This is a genomic window from Micromonospora sp. NPDC050200, from assembly GCF_040656135.1.
GTDB lineage: Bacteria > Actinomycetota > Actinomycetes > Mycobacteriales > Micromonosporaceae > Micromonospora.
Genome location: NZ_JBFALG010000063.1, coordinates 1 through 21342, shown reverse-complemented (window position 1 = coordinate 21342; position 21342 = coordinate 1). Strand labels below are relative to the sequence as shown.

The 21342-nt window shown below is 69.5% G+C and carries 22 protein-coding genes and 2 pseudogenes; 11 read left to right on the top strand and 13 right to left on the bottom strand.

All coding sequences use genetic code 11. The annotated features are described in order from the left end of the window. Nucleotides 1-388: 388 nt before the first annotated feature. Nucleotides 389-889 carry a hypothetical protein gene (locus tag AB0I41_RS28975; protein WP_357113757.1) on the top strand — a complete coding sequence of 167 codons (501 nt, stop codon included), beginning with the start codon at nt 389-391 and terminating at the stop codon, nt 887-889. Here the strand turns inward: AB0I41_RS28975 and AB0I41_RS28970 are convergent. Genes AB0I41_RS28970 through AB0I41_RS28960 form a run of 3 tightly spaced genes read right to left on the bottom strand, consistent with a single transcriptional unit; the run spans nt 886 to nt 2664 of the window. Continuing rightward, the gene (locus AB0I41_RS28970; protein WP_357113756.1) at nt 886-1290 is read right to left on the bottom strand and encodes a VOC family protein; all 405 of its coding nucleotides are present in this window, start codon (nt 1288-1290) and stop codon (nt 886-888) included. The two genes, AB0I41_RS28975 and AB0I41_RS28970, sit on opposite strands and share 4 nt — an antisense overlap. After that, nucleotides 1283-1555, bottom strand: a complete 273-nt coding sequence (locus AB0I41_RS28965; RefSeq protein WP_357113755.1) for a transposase — start codon at nt 1553-1555, stop codon at nt 1283-1285. Before AB0I41_RS28965 ends, AB0I41_RS28970 begins: the two co-directional genes overlap by 8 nt. A 32-nt stretch (nt 1556-1587) precedes the next feature. Beyond that, the gene (locus tag AB0I41_RS28960; RefSeq protein WP_357113754.1) at nt 1588-2664 is read right to left on the bottom strand and encodes an IS701 family transposase; all 1077 of its coding nucleotides are present in this window, start codon (nt 2662-2664) and stop codon (nt 1588-1590) included. A 225-nt stretch (nt 2665-2889) separates the two neighbouring features. Between AB0I41_RS28960 and AB0I41_RS28955 the strand changes: the two are divergent. Beyond that, nucleotides 2890-3426: pseudogene (locus AB0I41_RS28955) on the top strand (site-specific integrase); the annotation flags it as partial. A 538-nt stretch (nt 3427-3964) separates the two neighbouring features. Beyond that, nucleotides 3965-4699: a phosphotransferase gene (locus AB0I41_RS28950; RefSeq protein ID WP_357113753.1), complete on the top strand. Its 735-nt coding sequence runs from the start codon at nt 3965-3967 to the stop codon at nt 4697-4699. 132 nt (nt 4700-4831) lie between these two features. On the opposite strand, the gene AB0I41_RS28945 is transcribed toward AB0I41_RS28950, so the two are convergent. Both AB0I41_RS28945 and AB0I41_RS28940 read right to left on the bottom strand, forming a co-directional pair. Further along, the gene (locus AB0I41_RS28945) at nt 4832-5794 is read right to left on the bottom strand and encodes an ABC transporter permease subunit (protein WP_357113752.1); all 963 of its coding nucleotides are present in this window, start codon (nt 5792-5794) and stop codon (nt 4832-4834) included. 5 nt (nt 5795-5799) lie between these two features. Further along, the gene (locus AB0I41_RS28940) at nt 5800-6687 is read right to left on the bottom strand and encodes an ABC transporter ATP-binding protein (protein ID WP_357113751.1); all 888 of its coding nucleotides are present in this window, start codon (nt 6685-6687) and stop codon (nt 5800-5802) included. 116 nt (nt 6688-6803) lie between these two features. Between AB0I41_RS28940 and AB0I41_RS28935 the strand changes: the two genes are divergently transcribed. Genes AB0I41_RS28935 through AB0I41_RS28925 form a run of 3 tightly spaced genes read left to right on the top strand, consistent with a single transcriptional unit; the run spans nt 6804 to nt 9096 of the window. Continuing rightward, the gene (locus AB0I41_RS28935; protein ID WP_357113750.1) at nt 6804-7298 is read left to right on the top strand and encodes a hypothetical protein; all 495 of its coding nucleotides are present in this window, start codon (nt 6804-6806) and stop codon (nt 7296-7298) included. A gap of 5 nt (nt 7299-7303) precedes the next feature. Beyond that, nucleotides 7304-8443 (top strand): sensor histidine kinase, encoded by a 1140-nt coding sequence (locus tag AB0I41_RS28930; protein ID WP_357113749.1) that lies wholly within the window; start codon nt 7304-7306, stop codon nt 8441-8443. After that, complete coding sequence (locus AB0I41_RS28925) at nt 8443-9096, top strand: response regulator transcription factor (RefSeq protein WP_357113772.1); 654 nt, start codon at nt 8443-8445, stop codon at nt 9094-9096. The genes AB0I41_RS28930 and AB0I41_RS28925 overlap by 1 nt, the downstream gene beginning before the upstream one ends. 848 nt (nt 9097-9944) lie before the next feature. Here the strand turns inward: AB0I41_RS28925 and AB0I41_RS28920 are convergent. Then, complete coding sequence (locus AB0I41_RS28920) at nt 9945-10928, bottom strand: WYL domain-containing protein (RefSeq protein ID WP_357113748.1); 984 nt, start codon at nt 10926-10928, stop codon at nt 9945-9947. Nucleotides 10929-10981: 53 nt separating this feature from the next. Here AB0I41_RS28920 and AB0I41_RS28915 point away from each other — a divergent pair, with 53 nt between their 5' ends. The 3 genes from AB0I41_RS28915 to AB0I41_RS28905 all read left to right on the top strand — a co-directional run bounded on the left by AB0I41_RS28915 (nt 10982) and on the right by AB0I41_RS28905 (nt 13985). Beyond that, complete coding sequence (locus tag AB0I41_RS28915) at nt 10982-11665, top strand: alpha/beta hydrolase (protein ID WP_357113747.1); 684 nt, start codon at nt 10982-10984, stop codon at nt 11663-11665. 196 nt (nt 11666-11861) lie between these two features. After that, nucleotides 11862-12068: a recombinase family protein gene (locus AB0I41_RS28910; RefSeq protein ID WP_357113746.1), complete on the top strand. Its 207-nt coding sequence runs from the start codon at nt 11862-11864 to the stop codon at nt 12066-12068. Nucleotides 12069-12515: 447 nt separating this feature from the next. Beyond that, a complete protein-coding gene (locus tag AB0I41_RS28905; RefSeq protein WP_357113745.1) occupies nt 12516-13985 on the top strand; it encodes a hypothetical protein in 1470 nt (489 codons plus the stop codon). Between the two features lie 162 nt (nt 13986-14147). Here AB0I41_RS28905 and AB0I41_RS28900 read toward each other — a convergent pair whose 3' ends face one another. From AB0I41_RS28900 to AB0I41_RS28890, 3 genes are read right to left on the bottom strand one after another with little or no spacing between them, the layout of a single operon-like run. After that, nucleotides 14148-14729: a TetR family transcriptional regulator C-terminal domain-containing protein gene (locus AB0I41_RS28900; protein ID WP_357113744.1), complete on the bottom strand. Its 582-nt coding sequence runs from the start codon at nt 14727-14729 to the stop codon at nt 14148-14150. A 53-nt stretch (nt 14730-14782) separates the two neighbouring features. After that, nucleotides 14783-15415: a hypothetical protein gene (locus AB0I41_RS28895; RefSeq protein WP_357113743.1), complete on the bottom strand. Its 633-nt coding sequence runs from the start codon at nt 15413-15415 to the stop codon at nt 14783-14785. Between the two features lie 60 nt (nt 15416-15475). Then, a complete protein-coding gene (locus AB0I41_RS28890) occupies nt 15476-17878 on the bottom strand; it encodes a PEP/pyruvate-binding domain-containing protein (RefSeq protein ID WP_357113742.1) in 2403 nt (800 codons plus the stop codon). A 362-nt stretch (nt 17879-18240) separates the two neighbouring features. Between AB0I41_RS28890 and AB0I41_RS28885 the strand changes: the two genes are divergently transcribed. Both AB0I41_RS28885 and AB0I41_RS28880 read left to right on the top strand, forming a co-directional pair. Continuing rightward, the gene (locus AB0I41_RS28885; protein ID WP_357113741.1) at nt 18241-18423 is read left to right on the top strand and encodes a hypothetical protein; all 183 of its coding nucleotides are present in this window, start codon (nt 18241-18243) and stop codon (nt 18421-18423) included. 31 nt (nt 18424-18454) lie between these two features. Beyond that, nucleotides 18455-18823 (top strand): hypothetical protein, encoded by a 369-nt coding sequence (locus tag AB0I41_RS28880; RefSeq protein WP_357113740.1) that lies wholly within the window; start codon nt 18455-18457, stop codon nt 18821-18823. 302 nt (nt 18824-19125) lie between these two features. On the opposite strand, the gene AB0I41_RS28875 is transcribed toward AB0I41_RS28880, so the two are convergent. The 4 genes and pseudogenes from AB0I41_RS28875 to AB0I41_RS28860 form a co-directional block, all read right to left on the bottom strand. Next, a complete protein-coding gene (locus AB0I41_RS28875; RefSeq protein WP_357113739.1) occupies nt 19126-19746 on the bottom strand; it encodes a dihydrofolate reductase family protein in 621 nt (206 codons plus the stop codon). Next, the gene (locus tag AB0I41_RS28870) at nt 19746-20252 is read right to left on the bottom strand and encodes an SRPBCC family protein (protein WP_357113738.1); all 507 of its coding nucleotides are present in this window, start codon (nt 20250-20252) and stop codon (nt 19746-19748) included. Before AB0I41_RS28870 ends, AB0I41_RS28875 begins: the two co-directional genes overlap by 1 nt. 3 nt (nt 20253-20255) lie before the next feature. Next, nucleotides 20256-20597: a metalloregulator ArsR/SmtB family transcription factor gene (locus tag AB0I41_RS28865; RefSeq protein ID WP_128376371.1), complete on the bottom strand. Its 342-nt coding sequence runs from the start codon at nt 20595-20597 to the stop codon at nt 20256-20258. A gap of 116 nt (nt 20598-20713) precedes the next feature. Continuing rightward, nucleotides 20714-20920 (bottom strand): annotated as a pseudogene (locus AB0I41_RS28860) (IS1634 family transposase); the annotation flags it as partial. Between the last annotated feature and the right edge of the window lie 422 nt (nt 20921-21342).

The following is a 21342-nucleotide window of genomic DNA, read 5'->3' as shown; positions in this document are numbered from 1 at the left end:
TGGCTGAGGCCGGAACGCCGGGGCGAGCGCGGTGGGTGACGCGCGGCGGATCGGAGGCACCCCGGCCGCGCTGACATTACACTAAAATGTCAGATGCGCCAGCCCTCGACCTGACGTCTCCGCAGGTCACCCCCGGCGTGCCCTGTCCCGGCGCGCTTGGGGTCGAGCAAACCCCGGATCACGTACCTGAACGTCAGCGAGCGATGTGGTCGTGCAGGCCGAGCAGTCGGGTCCAGGCGGCCAGGTCTGCGGCGATGTTCGCGGCGAGGATCCAGCCGCGGTTGACGGTCCAGGACTTGCTGGGCAGGTTCCGCAGGCTGTGCCGTGCCAGAACTCATCGCACAGGGCGTGAACTGCTGGTTCGTGCCTGTGACGCAGGATGGCGGGCATGTTTGTTCGGCTGCTGTACCTGAGTGTGGTGCGGGTGTTCGGCTGGTTGCCGCTGGCCACGCGCAGCGAGTCGGCGATGGTCGCAGAGTTGCTGGTGCTGCGTCACGAGGTGGCGGTACTGCGGCGTCAGGTTGATCGGCCGCGGCTGTCGTGGCCGGAGTTGTGGAAGCATCGGATCGTCACCCCGGCCACCCTGCTGGCCTGGCACCGCCGACTGGTCCGCCGGCACTGGACCTACCCGAACCGGCCCGGACGACCACCGATCAGCGACAACATCCGTGACCTGGTTCTGCGGCTGGCCCGAGAGAACCCGGAATGGGGGGGGCACCGGCGCATCCAAGGTGAACTCGTCGGGCTCGGCCATCGGGTCGGCGCCGGCACCATCCGTCGCATCCTCGCCCGATCGAGGGTCGGCCCTGCCCCACGTGAGATCGACACCAGTTGGCGGACGTTCCTGCGAGCCCAGGCGACCGGGCTGCTGGCGACCGACTGTGGTTAGTGACGCACTGCCGCGCTGCTACGGATCAGGCAGAACGGGTGCCCGGCCGGGTCAAGCATGACCAGCAGGTTCGGGTTGTCCGGGTCCTGGTGCGCCGCCAGGCTGGCCCCAAGTGGCAGTAGTTGCTGGGCAGCGGCGTGCGGATCCTCGACGACGTACTCGAAGTGTGCGTGCATCGGCACCTCGGGCAAGGGCCAGGTCGGGGGCCGGTAGTCTGGCGTGGCGCGGAAGTTGATCAGCTTGTCTCCTGCGTCTACGTTGGCCTCGCCGCGGATGCGGCGGGTGACCACTCCGCCGAGTAAAGCAGCGTAGAAGTCCGCCATGACATTCGGCTCCGGACAGTCGACCGTCATGGCGCTCCACTGGACTAGCCCGGACGCCTGCGAGCGATCATCAGTCATGATGGACCATCTTGGCTGAAGCGCTGAGCAAGACGCAATGCTTGGAATCCCGCGCAGCCAGCTCCGCGCGTTCGTCCTCCGACAACGCCCCCGCGCCGGCGGCCTCGCCGCGCTCCTCGCGATCTTTCTTCACCCAGTTCGCCAGGGTGCCGTCGTTGATGCCCAGGTCACGTGCGACCTGCGCGATCGATTTCCCGGTCTCCCGCACGATGCGCACCGCACCGGCTCGGAACTCCGGATCGAACCGGCGTCTTGTCTCAGCCATGAACCTCTATCCCTCAAGTCCTGGCCTCCACGCTACGAGGGGAAGGGCAGGTCGGGCGTCGTGGGCAGCGGGGCTTGAGTGTCCGTGCGGGCGCGGAGTTGGGCGGCGGCGACGGCGCACACGGCCAGGGCTGCCGTGACCAGCACGGTGTGCCGGCGGATCGCGGTGTGCAGACGGGCCTGGCACTGATCGAGACCGAACTGGTCCTTGCCGAACTCGAAGTCCTCCTCGACAGGCCACCGCAGCCCTGCGGCGCGGATCAGTCTCGTCACGCCTGCGCGTTGCCCCTGCGGCAGGTAGCAGTAGTGGAACGCCAGCTCACCGGTGCGTAGATGCCGACGTACCAGCAGCACGTGCTCAGGGCTGGCGGTGGCGATCTGCGCCCACGCGTACCACCGCTGCCCCTTCGATCCCGTGCCGGCGCTGCGCACCTCCCACTGATGCTGGTCGACCAGTCGCTGCACCGCTTGTTGGCTGGTCAACCGCAGATCTCCACCGAGTTCCAGCATGAAGGTGCGGGGCACCCGCAGCACGTACGCCTGCTGTTGTTGTTCGAAGAACTCCCGCAACGGGGTGCAGCCGCCGTAGACCTCGTCGCCGCAGATCACGTCGAAGCGCACCCCGTCGGCGTACGCGTCCGTGCAGATGTCGATCGCCAGCTGTCCCTTGGTGCGGAACCGCAGGTCAGCCGGTAGTCCCATCGCGGCAGCGGTGTCCGGGTCGTCGATCTGCTCGGCGGGGATCCACTGCCGGGCACCGATCAACGCGTGCCCGACCTGCTCCCGCACGTACGACAGGTGCACCGTGTTGATGCCGTTGTCCACCCGACCCGCGCACCCCATGTACTGCCGCTTCACCCCACACGTGGCGGCACCCCGCTTGGGCTGACCGGTCTCGTCCAACGCCCCCACCACCAGACCCGCCGCCGCCTTCGGGCTGCCGTGTCCAGCCCGTCGACCACGAACCAGCGCACCAGGCTCATCGCCTCTTCGCCGTCCCACACCGCCCGATTCAACAACCGGCTGCATCCGGTCCGGACTACGGTCCCCCACGTGCTCCGCGATCGTCCACCCGTTTCGTTTCGGCAGGTCACTGGCCAACGCGGACACCTACCTCGACGCCTGCTGCCAGGTCTGCGTCCGCACGAAACACGACCGCAACCGCTCCACCAACCCGGCCCGCAACCGCTGCACCCGCCCAGCCGCAATCCTGGCAGCCGCAGCCGCCCCCGATCTTGCTGTCGTCACACACACATGATCATCAGGGCGGCTGCGCCCGCCCCACCCGCGGCGTCCACCCTGGTCAGACAGCTAATGGCGGCTGCCGTACTACATCTGGTCTCACTGCTGACCGGCGCCCGCACCGAGGAACTGCGAGCCCTCACCTGGGCACACGTCGACCTCACCGGCAAGCCGGACAACGACCCGCCGGTACCGCCGTCCATCCAGGCATGGCGCTCGGTCCGCGCCGACGGGGACACCGAAACCAAGAAGTCGCGCCGCACCCTGGCCCTGCCGGCCCGGTGCGTCACCGCGCTCACCACCCACCACGAGCGCCAGGGAAAGCCTGCCGCCGACCGACTCGTCTTCACCTCTACCGCCGACACCGCCCTCGACCGCCACAACGTGCTCCGGGCCTTCCGCCCGGTCGTCGCCAAAGCGGGCCTTAACCCGCGCGACTGGACCCCACGCGAACTGCGACACAGCTTCGTATCCCTGCTGTCCGACAGCGGCGTCAGCATCGAGCAGATCGCCGACCTCTGCGGCCACTCCGGCACGACCGTCACCGAGAGCGTCTACCGGCACCAACTCCGGCCGGTACTCCTGAGCGGCGCGGTCGCCATGGATCGGATCTTCGACGCTGAGGCGTAGTCACTCAGTTCGTCACCCAGCTACGACAAGAGGGCACGTCCGTCGATCGGATGTGCCCTCTGAGCTGCGTCGGAACGGCCGGATTCGAACCGACGACCCCTTGTTACCGACCGTGACGGCATCGCACTTGTCATCGGTTGTCGATAATGGGCAATGACCTACAACGACGGCCTCTTGAAGTGATCGCTGGTTGTCACTGATTGTCGCTCTTGGGCAGGGGTTTTCGGGGGGTAAATTGGGGGGCGAGCTGATCATAAACCGGGCGGACCGACCATGACGCTGATCGATAGGACAGGGTCGGCCTGACGGTGACAGCCGAGCCGGCTACCCAGTTCAGGCGCGGGGAGCGTGCTGCTCACAGTCGAACGTGGCGCAGCCGGGCCACAGGCGGCGACCGGAGGGTTCGGCGGCCCGATTGGAGCGGTCTGATCTGGTCTCTGGCGGCTATGTTCCGCTACAGACACGTCTATAGGTCGCCGTCGTCAACTACCGGATCTGTCGAGAACAGTGATGTTCGGAACTCCGTAAGATATGGCCAGTGGGGTGGGAGACACTCGGGCAATGGGGTGAAGACGTCGCTCGCATCGAAGCGCTCGCTGGCGGGGTCGCCAACGACGTGTGGAGCGTGCGCGTCAACGGGCACCTCGCGGTCGGTCGTCTCGGCACCAGGAGCGACGCTGATCTTGCGTGGGAGACAGAGCTCCTCCAACACCTCGACCGTGAAGGTCTGACCGTGCCGGTCCCGATCCCGACTACGGACGGCCGGCTGTTCGCCGACGGTCTGGTGGTGATGACCTACCTGGATGGCGGACCGCCCGAGACGCAGGCCGACTGGCGTCGCGTGGCCGGCACGCTCCGGGAGCTGCATCGGCTGACGCAGGGCTGGCCGCAGCGCCCAGGCTGGCGATCGTCGACCGACCTCCTGCACGCCGAGACCGGGACGAAGATCGACCTCGGCGCGATGCCCCCTGAGGGCGTTGCTCGATGCCGAGCAGCGTGGGCGCGGCTCACCGGACGTCAGACATGCGTCGTCCACGGCAACCCCAACAACCCTGGCAACGTCCGCATGACCGCGAGTCAGGTCGCGCTGATCGACTGGGACGAGTCGCACGTCGACGTCCCCGACCTCGACCTCGTGCTGCCCGACAACGCCGCCGGCCTCGACGACGGCGCGCTCGACATCGCCGGGCAAGCGTCGGCCGCATGGGAAGCCGCCGTCTGCTGGGACGACGAGTACGCAGTCAGGCGGCTCGCCGAAGTTCGAGCGGTCTGAGAACGCGTTCGAGAAGTGGGGTTATCGGCGGCCGAGTGCGCACATCTGCCGCTGACCGCGTGTTACGCAGCGTCACAGCCGGTCGTTCAAGACGGTGCTCGGTCTTGCCGAAAGTAGTGCACTCGGCCCGGGCTAGCTGACCCGACGCTGGATGCGCCACAGGCCGACCGCCGCGAGCAGCGCGCTGAAACCGAGATACAGCGCCAGTTCGATCCATTGGAAGGGCCAGAATCGCCGGTTGGGCTGGTAGACCAGGTCCACGTGCAGGTCGAGCTTGCCGAGACATACCGCGATGTCACCGAACGTCCCGGTGGCGCCGGTCTTCGGGGCGTTGTTGAAGCACTCGTTGAAGGCGGCATCGGACAGTTGCCGGCCGTCGGGTGTCAAGAGCTTGCTGGTATCCGTGACCCAGGCGTCCGGGACCTCCAGCCCCCCGACGACCGGCCCGCCGGTGATGCTGCCCAGCATTCGGGCCCGGTTGATGGCGTCGGCACTCATCGCTACGGTGACCCGCTCGGCCGGCATGAAGTGCGGTCGCAGCAGGTTCGGCACGGCGAACTGCACCGCGATGACGGCCAGGAACACCAACGCCATCGCCGGCAGGGTGCGGCGTACCAGCAGCCCGGTGACGGCGCCGAACATGAAGCCGAAGGCGGCGTACCCGATGGGCGCCACGCCGCGCGCGCCGAACAGGAGTGCGCTGAACCGGTCGCCGGTCACCTGGTCGACCGGGGCCGCCGCCCATGTCAACACGGCGCTGAGTGTGCCGGCCACGGCCATGCTGGCAAGGCCGAGAACCGTCAGCTTGACCGCGAGCCAGCGGCGGCGGGGCACGCTTTGGTTCCACACCAGTCGATGGGTACCGGTCTCCAATTCCCGGGCGATGAGCGGCGCACCCCAGAACGCACCGATGAGCGCGGGTACCAGACTGGCCCCGGCGGCGAGGAACAGCATCGTCTGCCCGTACTGGCTCTGAAGCTGGGATGTGTCACGTGCGGCATGGATGTCCCCGCCGAGTTGGAGCAGGTAGATGGCGGCCAGGACCAAGAGGATCGCTCCGACGAGCGCCTGGATGCGGAACTGCCGCAGGCTCATCCGGATCATCGTGACACCGCCGCACTCGCGCGGGGCGCGGCACCCGTTCCGGCGGCCCGCGACATGTAGGCGAGGACCAGTTCCTCCAGCGTGACTGGCTCGGCGTCCCTGGCCCGTACCGCTGCGTCGCCCCGGACCAGGGCGCGGCCGTGCTCCGCCCAGATGACCTCGACCCCGGCGGGTATCGTGGCCGGCATCTTCGCCGGATCGCCGGCGATCCGGCGGTGCGAGGCGAGCAGGGCCCGGACCGGACCCGCGATCTGGATGCGCGAGGCGCAGAGTACGACGAGGTAGTCACAGACCTGCTCGACGTCGCTCAACAGGTGCGAGGAGAGCACGGCACTGGCGCCGAGCTCGCCCACGAACTCCACGAGACTGCGCATGAAGCCCCTACGCGCCAGGGGATCCAGCGCGGCGGCGGGCTCGTCGAAGATGAGCAGCTCGGGTCGCTTCGCAGCGGCGATGGCCATCGCGAGCTGCGCGCGCTGGCCGCCGGAGAGCCGGCCCGCCTTCTGTGCGGGGTCCAGGCCGACCTCCGCGATCCGCCGCTTGGCCAGCGCCGGGTCCCAGGACGGGTTCAGCCACGCACCCATCTTCAGGTGGTCGGCGACGGTGAACGAGGCGTACACCGGGGTGTCCTGGGCAACGAAGCCGACCCGGGCCAGGTGCGCCGCGTTGGCAGCCGGCCTGGACCCGAGGACGGACAACGTACCCGCGGTCGGTCCGATCAGGCCGCAGGCCAGTTGGAGGAGTGTGGACTTGCCGGCACCGTTCGGGCCGACCAGCCCGACGACATGCCCGCGCGGGATCCTCAGGTCGCAGTCGGTCAATGCGGCGCGGCGGCCGTACCGTTTGGTCAGCCGATCGGCGTGCAGGACGAGTGGTGTTTCCATGGGCCTATCCTGCGAACGGCGGGCGGGCCGGGCATCGGTCCAAAGTAGGGGCCGGTACGGCGACGACCCTACTTTCGGCCGGTTTGCGCGGGCCGGTGATCTTTTAGCATCTTGGCATGGACACGACACACCGAACGGCGATGAACGTCGTGTTGGGGCTGGTCTTCGTCATGGGGCTCGGGCTCACGGCGTATCTGATCGCGGGCAGTTGGGGCGGGCTCTATTGGCTGTTCGACTGCATGGCCGGGGTGGTGGCAGGGGTGCTCGCGCTGCTGCGCGGGCCGCAGCGGACCTGGCCGGTGGCGGGCGGGCTCGCGGTCGCGGCGGTGGGCGTCGTGGTGGCCCGGGTCGCGGACCTGCCGCAGGAGCCTGGACCGGTCACGGCACTGGCGCTTGCCGTACTCGTCGGTTCGGGGATTCGGACGCTGCCAGGACCGCGCGCTGCGGCCGTCGCGGCGGGCGGGTTCACGGTGGTGGTGGGTACCTGGCTGACCGCGCTTCCGGACGCGGCGGGTTTCACCGTGGTGACCGTTGTGAACGCGGTCACCTGGCTGGTCGCCGTGGCGCTTGGGATCAGTCTGCGCGTGGCCCGGGCGGGCCTCGTAACGTGAACAGGGTGAGCATCTGGGACCGGCTGTTCCGGGTCGCGGCCACGGCCGGACTCGCCGTGGTCTTCCTCGCCGCGATCGGCATTGAGGCCGTCGGGATCGCCCAGACCTGGGGCGCCCGGTACTGGCTCGCCGGCGGTGCGTCCGCCGTTGCCGTCTGTGCGCTCGCCCTGGTACGGCGGCGGCAGCGGGCGTGGGCGGCGGTGGCCGGTCTCGGGATCGCTGGACTGGCCACCGCTACGGCCCGGGTGTTCCACCTTCCGACCGAGCCGGGACCGGCTATGGCGCTGGCGCTCGCTGTTCTCGTGGGGTCGGCGGTGCGCGCGCTGCCGCCCGTACGCGCTGGCCTGGTTGCCGGCGGAGGGCTCGCGGTGGTCGGCGGCGCCTATCTCGCCGCCCGGCCGCACTCCTCGGGCGCCTCGGCGGCCGTGGCGATGAACGCCGCTGCCTGGCTCGGCGCGGTCGCGGTCGGGCTGGCACTGCGCCTGCTGGACGACCGGGCCGCGGCCACCGCCGAGAAAGTACGCCGGGACGAGCGGCTGGAGCTGGCCCGGGAACTGCACGACGTGGTGGCCCACCACATCACCGGCATGCTGATCCAGGCGCAGGCCGCCCAGCTCGTCGCGCGCAAGAACCCGCGGCAGGTGGCCGAGTCGCTGACCGGGATCGAGGCCGCCGGCACCGAGGCGCTGCGCGCCATGCGCCGCGTGGTCGGGCTGCTACGCGACACCGAGGACGCACCCCCCGCCTCGGCCGGGCCGGAACAGCTCGGCGTACTCGTCGAGCGTTTCACCCGGGAGGGCCCGCCGGTGCGCCTGCGGATACCCGACGAGAGCGCGGCATGGCCGCCGGAGGTGACCAGCACCGTGTACCGGATCGTCCGGGAGGCGCTGACGAACGTGGCCCGCCACGCGCCGCACGCCCACGCCGTCACCGTCACCGTCGACCAGCACCCCTCCGGCGTCACGGTCGAAGTGACCGACAACGCGCCACCGGGCCCCGCCCGCGCCCCCCACCGCGGCGGCTACGGCCTCATCGGCATGCGCGAACGCGTCGAAACCCTCGGCGGTACACTCCACGTCGGTCCCCGCCCCGACGCCGGCTGGTCGGTCCTGGCCACCCTGCCCATCCACGATGGACGGTCATGATGACGATCCGCGTCCTGATCGCCGACGACCAGGCCATGATCCGTGGGGGCCTGAAGCTCATCCTCGAAGACCAGCCCGACATCAACGTCATCGCCGAGGCGTCAGACGGCGTCGACGCGATCGCGCAGGCGCGCCGGCTGCGTCCCGACGTCTGCCTGGTGGACATCCGGATGCCCCGGCTCGACGGCATCGAGGTGACCCGGGCACTGGCCGGGCCCCGCGTACCCAACCCGATGCGGGTCATCGTGGTCACCACGTTCGACCTCGACGAATACGTGTACGGGGCGCTGCGCGGCGGCGCGGTCGGCTTCATCCTCAAGGACGCCGGCCCGGCCCTGCTCGTCGAGGCGGTACGCGCGGCCCACAACGGCGACGCGCTCGTCTCCCCGTCGGTCACCCTACGGCTGCTGCGCCACCTGACCGCGCGGGCACCAGAATCCGGCAAGTTGCTGCCGTCGTTGTCGGAACGCGAAATCGAGGTGGTACGAAAGATCGCGCGCGGCCGCACCAACCTGGAGATCGGGGCCGAACTGTTCATCTCCCTGAGTACGGTCAAGAGTCACGTCTCGACCATCCAAACAAAGCTCGGCCTCCGCAACCGCACCGAGGTCGCCGTCTGGGCCTGGGAGAACCGGATCGTCGAAACCGCTTGAACGGCAGCCAAAGCAGCGGTACCGCGTTGATCCTCGCGAGGAAGGTCGCGTCGCACCACACCGCTCGATCCTGCACCACAGCACGGAGACCCTACGCCCTGTCATGCCGCAGACCGGGCGTCACGCAACGTCACAGTCGATCGACGGAGAGCGCTCGGTCATGCCGATGCGGATGTCTGCTGTCGCGATGCCCGCCAGGCTGTTCGTGCAGCGGCTGCAAGCAGGCAGCCGCAGGGAAGGCTACGAATCCAACCGAGGCGGCCGAGTGACGGGTGGAGGCGAGTCGCCCGCAAGCCGGACACGCTTTCGCCACCGGTAGTGGCGCCATGCAGCGACTGTGACCGCCACGGCAACGAGCAGCGCGGTGGCACCCTTCCAGGCACGCTCGAACCACGATCGGTCGTTGCCGAACGCCGCATCACCGACCGTCATCAGCCATAGCCCCACCCACGCCCACTGCCAGCCGCGTGGACGGGGAAATTCGTCGGGCGGGTCGGAGAATGCGACGGACACAGCGGCTGCGGCGCCGACGACGACGATCAGCGGTACTCCGATGCGCCAGATGGCCTCCCCCGTCAACGGTCATCGGGTTTTGCGTGTCCGCTGGCACTCCCACAGCGACACGAACCGATCATGGCACCCCGTTAGCTTGAATCACCAGAGCCGTTCTCGCCTAACTCTTTGCGACGGTCAAGCACTGTGGCCCAAGAACACCAACGCACGCTCATGCCGCTGACCGCGTGTTACGCAGCGTCACAGCCGGTCGTTCAAGACGGTGCTCGGTCTTGCCGATGACAGTGCACAGGTCCAGCCGGCGGCATGCTGGCAGCCGTCGGATGTCGTCGGTGCTAGTCGCCGGGCCGGGTCTCGGGCGGCGAAGGCGAGAATGCTGCGCTGAAGCGGGCCGCGACCGTGGCCACGGCGGCATGTAGTTCGGGGCCTTCTTCCACAGAAAAGTCGAAGGGGACAACGGCCAGCCACTCCTGGGCGTACATCGCGGGGTTTCGGGTGCTGCCGACCAGTACGCACCGGTCGCCGTCCGGCTCGAGGCGGCCCATCGGCGGCCGGATCCACGGTGCCACCTTCTCCCGCGGCGCGTGGAACACCACGCGGGTGGGGTACTTCCAGCCCGCGCCGAGATTCTCCTCGAGTGCGGCAACCGGATCCAGGTCGTCGGGCGGTGTAAAGCCGTGCGGCATCTGCCGCACGGCCCGAACCCGGTCGATACGGTACGTGCGGATCGCGTCCGCGCGGTGCGAGTGGCACAGCAGGTACCAGCGCCCGTACCGCACCACGACTGCCCACGGGTCGACCTCGGCGTCCCACTCCTCGCCGCTCTCGCCTCGATAGGTGACCAGGACGCGGCGCCGGTCGGCGACGGCGGCGACCAGGGCGCTTGTGGTGGCGGGGTCAGGGCGGGCCGAATGTCGGTCAGGGGTGGCCGAGGCGTACGCCCGCAGCGCCGCCGCCTGCCGTCCGACGCTGTCGGGGAGAGCCCGGATGACCTTGCTGAGCGCCGAGCCGATCAGGTCGTCGGCGTCGATCGCGGCCGGCTGCCCGTCGAGCACGGCCATGACCAGGCCGAGCGCTTGCTCCTGGGTGAAGACGACCGGCGGCAGCCGGGTGCCGCGGCCCAGCCGGTAGCCGCCGTACGGCCCGCGGACCGATTCGACCGGGATGCCGGCCTCGCGAAGGATCCCGACGTAGCGTCGCGCGGCCCGCTCCGTCACGCCCAGGAGAGAGGCGAGCTGGTCGGCAGTCACGCCGGGACGTGCCTGCAGGATCTCGAGCGCGCGCAGGGCCCGGGCGGTAGGGCTCGGACCGGTTCGCACAGCGGAAAGAGTACCGGAAGTAGAACGTCCGGAATCGCCTCTAGGTTGATTCCATGACTGCAGAACAGATCGTGCTCCTGGGTGGCCTATGGCTCGACGGGTCGGTGTGGACCAGCGTCGCGTGCGAGCTGGGAGAGAGGGGCCGCCATGCGGTACCGGTGACCCTGCCGGGGCAGGGCGACGGGAACATGTCGGCGACGCTGGCCGACCAGCTGACCGCGGTGCTTGCCGCCGTGGACGCGGGTCCCGGCAGGTCGGTGGTGGTGGGGCACTCCGCAGCCTGCACCCTGGCCTGGATGGCGGCCGACGCGCGGCCCGGGCGCGTGGCCAAGGTCGTGCTGATCGGCGGGTTCCCCTCAGGCGACGGGCGGCCGTACGCCGACTTCTTCGAGATCAGCGACGGTGTCATGCCGTTCCCCGGCTGGAGACCGTTCAACGGGGCGGACGCGGCCGACCTGGACGAGCAGGCCCGGCAGGCCTTCGCGGCGGCGGCGATCCCGGTTCCCGAGGGCGTGGCCAGGGGCGTCGTACGGCTGACAGACGAGCGGCGATTCGACGTCCCGGTCGTGGTGGTGTGCCCGGAGTTCACGCCTGCCGAGGCGCAGGAGTGGATCGCCGTGGGAGACGTACCGGAGCTGGCCCGGGCCAAGCACGTCGAGCTGGTCGACATCGACTCCGGACATTGGCCGATGATGACGCGGCCCACAGAGCTGGCGCGGATCCTCGCCGCGGTCTAGCGGGACACGGAGACCGCACGTGCGGTGTCGTGGTCTGCTGCCGGCTCCATAGCGTGGAACTCTGCTAAACGCAGCATCCGGATCTGCCGCGATCCGAGCGCGGCGAGACTTCGACGGTAACGCAACGTGAACGGTCGAATGGGCTACCGCCTGGTCGGGACCCGCGCAGGATAGCCCGCGTCGGGCACCCTGAGCTGTGCATGTTTGCGTACCTGACTCTGCATCAGAACCCGTACGCCGACAGGTCCAGCGGTGGAACACTGCCCCGCACTGGGTCGTCTCGAACCAGATCGCCCACCCGCCGCTGGTGACCGAGGAGCAGTTCGTCGCGGTCCAGGCGATCCTCGATGAGCGAACGACTATGGCTAATCGACAGCTTATTGGCGGATTAAATCCGCCATAACCGGCACCCGGGTGTCAGTGGGCGCCGATACTCTTCACCGCGCGGAGGACCGGGGTCCGATGGACTTCTGCACCGGGCCGCCCCAGGCAGTGAACCGCCGAGGGCAACGACCCCGGCCTTCCGTCCAAACCTTGCTCCGGGGCACGGCCCGGTACCGGGCGCCGCCAGATTCCCCCACAACGGGCGGCGCCCGGCGTTTACCGGATCCGCTTCGCGGCGCACGCCTGCGGCGACCGCGTCACCGCGGTCCTCGAGCGCGAGCTCGGCGACGATCACTCTGTCGATGCCGGGGGCGATGTCGGACAGTCCCCCCAGGTCTACAAGCTCGCGTTCGTCAGCAGGTTCGACTGGCTTGGTGACCGCGGAGTCAACCGACCCGGGGCAGTCCCGCCGGTGCTGAGCATGCCAGACTCGTGACGGCGCAACGGATGCGGGGAGGGGCGGCGGATGGCTGATGACGCGCCGACGCCGGTCCACCTGACGAAGGTGCTGGACGGTCTCGCCGAGAACCCGGCTTTGCCGGCCGGCTTGGTCCGCCGGCTGGTGCGCTACCGGCGCGGTTTCGGCCACGTCGCCATGCGCGCGGACCTGACCGCTGAAACGATCGAGGAAATCCTCGCCTCGGGCCACCACTGGCTGCTGCACTCGCTCGCACTCAACCGCCAGTTGCCGCACACCGTCCGGATGCGGCTGGCCGCCCACACCGATCCCGCCATCCGGGCTGCCCTGGCCGTGGGCGCCCGTGACGCGCCCCGCGAGTTGTACGAGCGGCTCATCGACGATCCGGACACGCGGGTACGGCAACACCTCGCCGAACGCGAGGAGGCACCGGCCGATCTGCTCGCCCGGCTCGCCACGGACCCCGACCCGAACGTCCGGGCCACGCTCGCCCGGTGGTGGACGCAAGCCCCCGACACGGTCCGACGGGTCCTGCTCACCGACCCCGTCGACGAGGTCCGCGCGGCTGCCTGCTCGACCTACTACGCCCGGCTGCCCCATCCGGTGCCGCCACCCGACCTCCTGGCGGGACTGCTCGCCGACCCGGTCTCCCGCGCCGGGGCCGTACGCCACGCAGCCCTGACCCCGGAACTGGCCGCACGCCTGGCTGGTGACCCCGACCACCAGGTTCGCCGCCAGCTCGCCGAACACCCGCAACTTCCCCCACCAGTACGGGACCTACTCGCCGAGGACCCCAGCGCGAACGTACGCGTGGGTGTCTTCATCCGCCGGGACACACCCGAGCCGGTACGTCACCGAATCTATACGGACATCCAGCAGGGCGACCGCCCGCTGACCGACCTGCTCGACGACGAACTCGACGACAACGCGCTGCTGCAGCAGCTCGAGGACCACATAGCCGTCGCCGAGCTGCGCTACCTGCCGCTGGACTGGGTCACCGCCGACCCGCTGCCGCACGTGTCCTCGCCCTACATCTGCTTCCGACGCTCAGCGGCACGAAGCCGGACGCTGCCGGCCGACGCCGTCATCCGGTTACTCAACGACAACGACAGCGGCGTACGAACAACCATGGCCACGCACGCCCCGCACCTGGTCGACCCAGCCACCGCCGAACGCATCGACCGTGAGTTCCGGCCGGACAAGAAGACGCGCTGGCGTCCGGCCGACCTGTTCACGTTCCCGCCGCAGGCCCTGCGCCGGTTGGCCACCGATCCGGATCCGCGGATGCGGTGCCTGGCGCCCCGGGATCCCGACCTGCCCGTCGAGTTGGCCGAACGTCTCGCCACCGATCCCGACAGCGAGGTTCGCTGCGCAGCCGCCGGGCACCCGAACCTTCCGGTCCACGTACGTCGCGCCCTGCTCGCAGATCCGAGCGAGTGGGTGGCACACGCGGCGGCCGCGGCGGCGACACTGCCCGTGGCCGAGATGGACCGGCTACTCACCCTCGCCGGCGTCTGACCCGCGTAGAGCACGAAGGGACTTGAACCCACGACAACCTCTTGTCGAGCATCCCCCTTCGAGACTTGTCATTGACTGTCAAACCCCTTGATCCCCAGTTTTACAACGATTCTGTCGGCCGCTATGAAACACGGCATGGTGAGGCAACCGGTCAACCGCTGGTCAGGCACCTCTCGACGAGCCGAAGAGCAGGTCGAGGTGGGCATCCAGTGCAGCCAACGCCTGCTCGGTGGTGTACTGCCCGCCGAGCAGATAGACGCCCAGCCCTTCCATCAGCGCCAGCAGGCCGGCCGCTGCGGCGACGGCGTCTCGAGACGGGATGACGCTGGCGATGAACCCGGTCAGCTGCACGGTGTCCTCGCGCAGGCTGGGCGCGGCCGCCGGACGCACCGCGATGTAGGCGAGGAACGCCAGCGCCACCCGCCCGTCGTCACGGGTCCGCTCGTCGAGCGGCAACAGCGCAGCGATCATCGTGCGCAGCAGCAGCCGAGCGGACGGGTTCTCGCCCAGTCGCGCCACCGCCTCGGTGACCCGGATCTGGCTGCGCTCGCGGACCACGGCCAACGCGAACGCCATCATCTCGTCCTTGGTGCGGAAGTAGTGCTGGACCATCCCGGCGGACACGCCGGCCTCAGCAGCCACGTGACGGAGGCTGACGGCCTCCAAGCCCTGCTCGGCGGCGACTCGCATCAACGCGTCCGCGATGAGGGTACGTCGCTCCTGGTGATCGACCTTCTTGGGCATGACCTCGATCGTTTCACAGTGGGTGGCCCGGACACTCCGCCAGCGGCCGGCAGCTACCGGCTGACGTTTCCGGTCGCGGGGGTGCCCCGTGCGCTGCGCAGGAGGCCGTCGGGGTCGTCGGCGTACAGCCGCAACTCGTCCATCGGCTCGGACCGGCCCTTTGGCAGGTCGAAGGTCGCCGGCCGGCGCAGCAGGACGTCGACGCTCGTCTGGCTGCCGACCGAGATGTACAGCACCCGGCGGTCCCCCTCCTGCTCGACCTGCACCGATTTGCTGGAGGGCAGCGAGCGGTAACGCTTGCGCAGGGCCTCGACATCCGTCCACGGGATCCAGATGTCGATGCCCGAACCTAGCCGGACCCGCAGACCCGTGTCACCCACGACGTGGGGGTGGATCCGCATGCTCGCGTAGAGGCCGGCCATCCAGAGCAGACCCCAGATGCCGACGACGAGCACGATCCAGCGGACGGGCCCCCACGGCAACACGTTGGTGACGATCAGGTCGAAGATCGGAATCTCCACGATCGACAAGCCGATGAAGATGCCGAGGATCGGCTTGACCACGCCCAGGTAGCCGAACGGCTCATCGCCCGGCGCCAACGGCAGCGGCTTGCGCCGCACCCACACGTACAGGCTGCGCCACATCGCGGCCTCCATCGCGGCCACCCGGCCCAGCAGCGGGCCCACCCTCGCCCGGTCGGGGCCTTCATGTCGGCCATGGTCGTCCTCGGGTTAGTGATCTGGCGGTCAGTGGACGGTGACGGTCCCGGCGCCGCCGTCCACGGTGACGAGCTGACCGGTGGAGATCGTCCGCGTGGCATCGGGCACGCAGATGACGGCGGGGATGCCGTACTCCCGGGCCACGGTGGGTCCGTGCGCCATGATCGCGCCGGTCTCGGTGATCAGCGCCGAAGCGGTGAGGAACAGCGGGGTCCAGCCGGGGTCGGTGGTCGCGGCGACCAAGATCTCGCCGGGCTCGATGTGGGCGGTGACCGGGTCGTGGACGACCCGGGCGGGGCCGGTCACCCGGCCCGCCGACGCACCCACGCCGGCGAGGGTGCCGTCGAGGGCGGGCGCCGCCGGCAGTACGGTCTCGACGTCGGTGCCGTCGGAGAGCAGCGCCACCGGCACAGCCCTGCGGCGCAGCTCCCTGCGGTGTACCGCCCTGCGGGAGGCGACCGTCGCCCGGTGATCGATGCTCCGGTGCACGGCGGCGTGCGCCTCGTCGAGGGTCAGGAACATGATGTCGTCGGGCTGCTCCAGCAGCCCAGCGCCGTGCAGGTCGGCGCCGATGAGCAGCAGTTGCCGGCGCTTCTCCCGCAGTGGGTACAGAACGGCGAACTTGCCGGCCTCGCGCAGGCCGGCCAACGACCGGGCCCGGCGCAGCAGGAACCCGGCTATCGTGCCGCGTACCGGCCGCCGACGGCGGGCCCGCCTGACCAGCTCCTCGAGGGCGGCCTCGGCCGCGGCGGCGGCCCGTTGGAAGCGCTGGTCGGGCCCCTGCTGCGGATCGGTGACCCGCAGGTAGTTGGCGATCGCCGCGAAGACCGGCGCCGGATCCTCCGCCCAGCGCGGTACGCCGAGGTCGACCTCGGCGACGCCGCGATGACCGTAGGCGTCCAGGAAGCCGTCCATCCCGACGTCGGGCAGCGTCCCGCGCAGATACCGCGCGGCCAACTCGTCCGGCGGGGTGTCGAGTAGGAGCTGACGGTGTTCGCAAGCGCCCTGAGCGAGCCGCCAGAGCGCCAGGTCCATCTCGATGGTGACGTTGTGCGGCATCCCGCCTAGCACGGCGTGGATCTCATCTGGGTTCGCGACGCTCTTGAGTAACGAAGCCGGCAACGCGGCGGCGAGCATCCCGGTGACGATCGGCCACATGATCGCGTCGGCGCTGTTCTCGGAGTCCGGCGCCTGCAGGAAGCGGAGCCGGTCGGCGGCGGTCCGCAGGTCGGCGGGGGCGGGCGACCCTACCCTCATCTCCTCGATCGCCTGGAACATTCGGATCCGCGCCGCGTCGGGACGGGCCAGCGCGCGCAGGATCCCCACCACCGCGCGGCCAGCCGTCCGCAGGGACGCGGCCCCCGGCGCCGCGCCGCGTTCGGTGCTGCCCTTGGTCGGCGCGAACCGCGGATCCGCCAGGACGTGCTGCATCACCGCCTGTGCCCGCGGGCCGAAGTCGACTGCCATGAGCTTCACCAGCCGCTTGCGGGACGACCTGCTCCGCGCCAACTCGGTCAGGTCACCGTAGAGGCGACCGCCGATGTCGACGATCTCGACCCGGACGCCGAGCGAGGCGAGCATCGCCGCGACCTGTGACCGCAGGGTCGACATGCCCATCGGGGTGACCGGTTGCAGCATCCCCTGGGCATGGCCGAACTCCAGGTAGACCCGAGGGAGGGGCTTTCCGGTTTCCGGAGGGAGGGGGAACAGTCTGGTGATCGGCCGCGATTGCAGCAACCAGAGCACGCCGTCTCCGTCGAACGCCCACTCCGCGTCCTGCGGGCAGCCGAAGTGACCCTGCAGCCGCTCACCCGTTGCCCGCAGCTCCGCCAGCTGCGCGGACGTCAGACATCCCGCGTCGGCTCGGGTCACACCGTCGAGGACGTAGTGATCTACCGTCGCCGCACCGTCGACCACCGTCGTGCCGAGACCCGGTGCGGCGTCGACCGCCATCTCGCCGCGGCGGCCGGTCAGCGGGTTCGCGGTGAACAACACCCCCGCCACCACAGGGGCGACCATGCGCTGCACGACGACGGCCATCCGCACCGTCTGATGATCGATCTCGCGGGCGTCGCGGTAGGCGGTCGCGCGGACGGTGTGCAGCGAGTCCCAGCACTTCCCGATCGCGGCGATCAGCTCGGCGGTGCCCGTGACGTTCAGGACGGTGTCCTGCTGCCCGGCGAAACTCGCTTCCGGCAGGTCCTCCGCGGTGGCACTGGAGCGCACCGCCACCGGGCCTGCACCGAGCCGCTCGTACGCGGCGACGATCTCCGCCTGCGGAATGACGCCGAGTCGGTGAGCCTCGGCGGTGACGCAGAACCCCTCGGGGACCCGCTCACCTCGCCGGATCAGCTCGCCCAGCCCGGCCGCCTTGCCGCCGACCAGGTCGACCATGTCGGTGGTTGCCTCGGACAACGCCATCACGTGCATGTGGGCCTTCTCTCGATACAGTGCACCTGCATTGCATCCCACGGTACCCGGTTGGCAATGCGACTGCAATGTCACCGTCAGGGGTGAGCCGGGGAGCTGGCGCCGCCGGCGGTCGCCGGCACGGCTGCCCAGCACAGTGAACAGGCCGGTCAATGCCGCCAACGAGGCGACTTCAATCGGCACCATCGTCGCGCCCACAACGCCGGATTGCGGTGCGCTGGTCCGCCACGCCACCCGAATGGCGCCCGCCAGCTGCGCCCACCACCTGCTCGGCCGACGCCGTCGGCGGACCGGCCCGCCGCTTCTCGTGCCCTGAACTGCGAGGGTCCACGCGACTGCGATCGCCGCCACCGTCCACATCGTTGCCCAGCGACGTCCCCGAGCCGCCCGGCATGTCCGGACAGCAGACGTTCGGCGTGTTCGGCATGCACACCTTCGGTCACCCGCCCGACCTCCGGCTCTCCGCCACCGGCCATATGACGACCGCCGCGTACAAGATCGGACCTGTGCCGGCTCCAGACCAGGGCCACGACGGGCCACGGTGACGGCCTTCATGCCTTCACCGTGTGCCGGGCGGTGCTGGGCACCGTCCTGGTCCTCATCTCCCTGTCAATGCTCCGGCAGCGTCGGTGGGACCTCGCCGTGCCAGCCCCGCCCGCCCAGCCCTGGGCGGCGGGGGGCGGTGATGGTGAGGGTGGTCGCCACAGCGATTGGCGCACAACCGAGCATGCGACAGGTGCGTGGTCCGGAGCAAGCCGCAACTACCTGGCACAGCACGGTGATACCCTGCCGATCCGGGAACCCTTCGACGAGTACACCGCTGCGATCGAGGGCCTCTACAAGTGGATGTTCGCGCAGTCCACCGGCCTCGACTCTGCCGAAATCGAAGCGGCCAACACCTTGATCGATGAGTACAACGACGTCCTCACCGGGCGTCGACCCTGATGCAGTGACGAGGCGACCCCCGGCCGATCTGTTCGACCTGACTCGGCTCAGGCTAGTGCGCACCTCGTCAGTTGATCCCTGACTCGGCTCACGATTCGGGGCCCGTTCCTGGCCATTCCACCTGGCGAATCGTCCCCCCATCGGCGCCGAGCGGCCCGGTGCCACCGGATCCTCCCGGCTCCTTCCTGGCCATCCAGCAGGTGGGCTGGTCATCCCGGCAGGAGAACCGTCTGCGTGCCAACCGCGTGGGTGTTCCTTCGCGTCCGCCGTCCGCCGTCCGCCGTGTGTCGTCCGCCGTGCGCCTACCGCTCCCGGACGGCGTAGGTCAGGTGCGTCACCCTCGGGGAGGGCTCCGCGCGGACCGGCTCCAGGGCCACGCGGCCCGCGTCCACGCCCTCGAACAGGCGGATTCCGGAGCCGAACAGCACGGGCGACAGCGCGATCGAGAACTCGTCGATCAGGCCGGCGTTCACGTACTCCAGGATCGTCGCGCCGCCGCCCGCGATGCGGACGTCGCGGTCGCCGGCGGCCTCGCGGGCCTGGTCGAGCGCGGACTCAATGCCGTCGTTGACGAAGTGGAAGGTGGTCCCACCCGGCCGCTCCCAGGGGTCACGCTTCTCGTGCGTCACGACGAACACCGGCGTGTGGAACGGCGCCTCCTCCGGCCACATCTGCTCGCCGGCGTCGAACATGCGCTTGCCCATCACGCTCGCACCGGTGCGCTCGAACGTCTCCCGCACGATGTCGTTGTCGCGCCCTTCCTCACCGCCCTCGCCAAGCTTCAGGTTCTCCCGCAAGAACCGCTGCGGGAAGATCCACGCCTGCAGTTCCATCCACTGCTGCCCCATCAAGTCCCCGAGGGACTCGGGCGCGATGAACCCGTCCAGCGACATCGACACGCTGAAGAACACCTTCCCAGCCATCAGCCCCCAGCTCCCTTCCGAACGATCTCGGTGACGTAGGCAGCCAGCTTGCTCAGGGTCTGCTGGCCGCCCTCGATCGCGTGGTACTTCTCGACCGCCTCGTCACGCAGCTCCTTGGTGGGGAACACCGTGCGCATCACGATCCGGGTCGCCGCCCCGTCGGGCGCGAACGTCAGGACCGACTCGAAGGCGTTCGGGTCGCCGCGGGACTCACCGTGCAGCAGCGCGATCCCCTCCGGCGGGACGATCTCGGTCCAGGAGATCCACTCCTGGTAGTCCGTCCCGTCCGGCCCGTGCATCACGAAGTCCCACTCCCCGCCGACGCGGAACTCGAACGACCGCGTGGTGGTGGTGAACCCCTCCGGCCCCCACCACCGCGACAAGTGCCGCACCTCGGTGAACGCCTCGAACACCAGCTCCCGTGGGGCGTCGATGACCCGGGAGATCACGATCTCGCGGTCAGCCGTCGCGGACTGCGCCCGCACTCCTCGTCCCATCTCGCTCATCAGCTACTCCTCCTGCCTCGCCTGCTTCAGGTCCTGCACGTACGCGTCCAACCGGTCGAAGCTCTCGTTCCAGAACCGCTCGAACCCGCCGGCCCACTCGTGGACCGGCCGCAGCCCGCGGGCGTCAAGGCCGTACAGGCGCTGCTTGCCTGCCTTGCGGTCTCGCACCAGCCCGACCTCCCGGAGCACCCGCAGGTGTTTGGACGCCCCCGGCTGGGTCATCCCCAGCTCCTGGGCCAACTCGGTCACCGGCCGCTCACCCGCCCGCAGCAGCACCAGGATCTCCCGGCGCTGCGGCTCGGCGATCGCGTTGAAGACGTCCGACGTCGTCGCTGCTCGTGCCATGGCAACCATCATATGCCCATAACGGCATGCGTCAAGCCGAGAGGAATCAAGCGGGTCTGTCAGATGACGATCGTGACCCTTGTCACCTGACTCGGCTCAGGCTAGTGCGCACCTCGTCAGTTGATCTGGGCCAGCACGTCGCGTAGGTCAGGCGGGAGTGGGTCTTCGGCGGTCAGGGTGTGGGCGCCGACCCTGATCTGTTTCGTGCGGTAACGCCGCGCGGTGCGCACGAAACGCTTGATGGACCAGCCGGCCGCGTTCTCGACGAACCTGGTGACCGCGAGCGCGGCGAACACGATGGTCAGATGGGCCTCGACGGACTCGTCCGACGCGGAGGGAAACCAACAGACACCGCCGAGCCCGGAAACCGAAGGTAAATCCGGACACTCTCACCCGGCGCCGTCCGGACCCACCCTGCGAGTCGCTGGTCGGCGCCTTGATCATCCGCAACCTTGAACCGGACGCGACAGCTGTTGCCTCGGCTCGAACCTCGCGTTGTCCGGACCTACTTTGCGGACCACATCTCACCGCCTTGATCATCCGCAATCTTCGACTGGACGCGACAGGTGGCTCCGGTCCAGAACGGACACGCAGGTGATCTATGCGCAAGCTGCGGGTCCGTCGGGAAAGTCCGACCGCCGACCGGGCTGCTAGTGTTCTGTCTCGCAAATAGCTAGCCGTTTTAGTAGACTCTGGGCGTGACACGTGCTGCCGCACCGCTGGTGCTCGAACCCGGCCAGCGGGA

Excerpts from the sequence above, each read along its gene's own strand:
- AB0I41_RS28975 (WP_357113757.1), top strand. The coding sequence starts at position 389 with ATGTTTGTTCGGCTGCTGTACCTGAGTGTGGTGCGGGTGTTCGGCTGG.
- AB0I41_RS28970 (WP_357113756.1), bottom strand. The coding sequence starts at position 1,290 with ATGACTGATGATCGCTCGCAGGCGTCCGGGCTAGTCCAGTGGAGCGCC.
- AB0I41_RS28965 (WP_357113755.1), bottom strand. The coding sequence starts at position 1,555 with ATGGCTGAGACAAGACGCCGGTTCGATCCGGAGTTCCGAGCCGGTGCG.
- AB0I41_RS28945 (WP_357113752.1), bottom strand. The coding sequence starts at position 5,794 with ATGAGCCTGCGGCAGTTCCGCATCCAGGCGCTCGTCGGAGCGATCCTC.
- AB0I41_RS28940 (WP_357113751.1), bottom strand. The coding sequence starts at position 6,687 with ATGGAAACACCACTCGTCCTGCACGCCGATCGGCTGACCAAACGGTAC.
- AB0I41_RS28935 (WP_357113750.1), top strand. The coding sequence starts at position 6,804 with ATGGACACGACACACCGAACGGCGATGAACGTCGTGTTGGGGCTGGTC.
- AB0I41_RS28925 (WP_357113772.1), top strand. The coding sequence starts at position 8,443 with ATGACGATCCGCGTCCTGATCGCCGACGACCAGGCCATGATCCGTGGG.
- AB0I41_RS28915 (WP_357113747.1), top strand. The coding sequence starts at position 10,982 with ATGACTGCAGAACAGATCGTGCTCCTGGGTGGCCTATGGCTCGACGGG.
- AB0I41_RS28905 (WP_357113745.1), top strand. The coding sequence starts at position 12,516 with ATGGCTGATGACGCGCCGACGCCGGTCCACCTGACGAAGGTGCTGGAC.
- AB0I41_RS28900 (WP_357113744.1), bottom strand. The coding sequence starts at position 14,729 with ATGCCCAAGAAGGTCGATCACCAGGAGCGACGTACCCTCATCGCGGAC.
- AB0I41_RS28890 (WP_357113742.1), bottom strand. The coding sequence starts at position 17,878 with ATGCACGTGATGGCGTTGTCCGAGGCAACCACCGACATGGTCGACCTG.
- AB0I41_RS28875 (WP_357113739.1), bottom strand. The coding sequence starts at position 19,746 with ATGGCTGGGAAGGTGTTCTTCAGCGTGTCGATGTCGCTGGACGGGTTC.
- AB0I41_RS28870 (WP_357113738.1), bottom strand. The coding sequence starts at position 20,252 with ATGAGCGAGATGGGACGAGGAGTGCGGGCGCAGTCCGCGACGGCTGAC.
- AB0I41_RS28865 (WP_128376371.1), bottom strand. The coding sequence starts at position 20,597 with ATGGCACGAGCAGCGACGACGTCGGACGTCTTCAACGCGATCGCCGAG.